Annotated in this window: 1 protein-coding gene; it reads left to right on the forward strand. The window is 64.7% G+C overall.

All coding sequences use genetic code 11. The features are described 5' to 3' along the window. The first annotated feature begins 216 nt into the window (after positions 1-216). Positions 217-507 carry a hypothetical protein gene (locus tag BGN97_RS06785; RefSeq protein WP_292699208.1) on the forward strand — a complete coding sequence of 97 codons (291 nt, stop codon included), beginning with the start codon at positions 217-219 and terminating at the stop codon, positions 505-507. Positions 508-532: the final 25 nt, after the last annotated feature.

A 532-nucleotide genomic window follows, 5' to 3' on the forward strand; every position in this document is an offset into this window, starting at 1 on the left:
AGGATCTACACCCGGAAAGCAGCGGTCAAAGCCCACAGGGGGGGAACCGGAAGACCCCCCCTTTTGAGGATCCTTCCGCATGCCTGTAATCAACGTCCTTCCGGGCGCGCCTGCTACTAACGAGTTCGCCCGCCTGCCGTCTATCGCCGCGGACGGCGCCACCTTCGCACGCGAGGGGGTGACGGCGAAATGGCGAGCCTGAAGAGCAGACAGCCGGTGACTGCCGGCGCACGCGTCACCACCCGGTGCTACTCGCCGAACATCGAGTTGCACTGGTCTCCGTCCAACATCGGATCCGAGGAGTGGGCGGTGGTCTCGCCGGTGCTCGGTGCTCGCGATTGGCGCGGCATCGACCCGCTTCCCGCCCGCCTGTCGAAGGGCGTCAAGGGCGCTTCGATTCCAGCCCTGTACTATTGGCAGCGCACGGTCGATCCCGAGTGGGTGTGGTGGGGACTGTCAGCGAAACGGTGGATCTGGGACTGGCCTGACCGAAAGGAAGGGCTATGAGCCAGACCATCGAGATGATCGATCC

This window comes from Microbacterium sp. 69-10, assembly GCF_001897945.1.
In the GTDB taxonomy this organism is placed as follows: domain Bacteria; phylum Actinomycetota; class Actinomycetes; order Actinomycetales; family Microbacteriaceae; genus Microbacterium.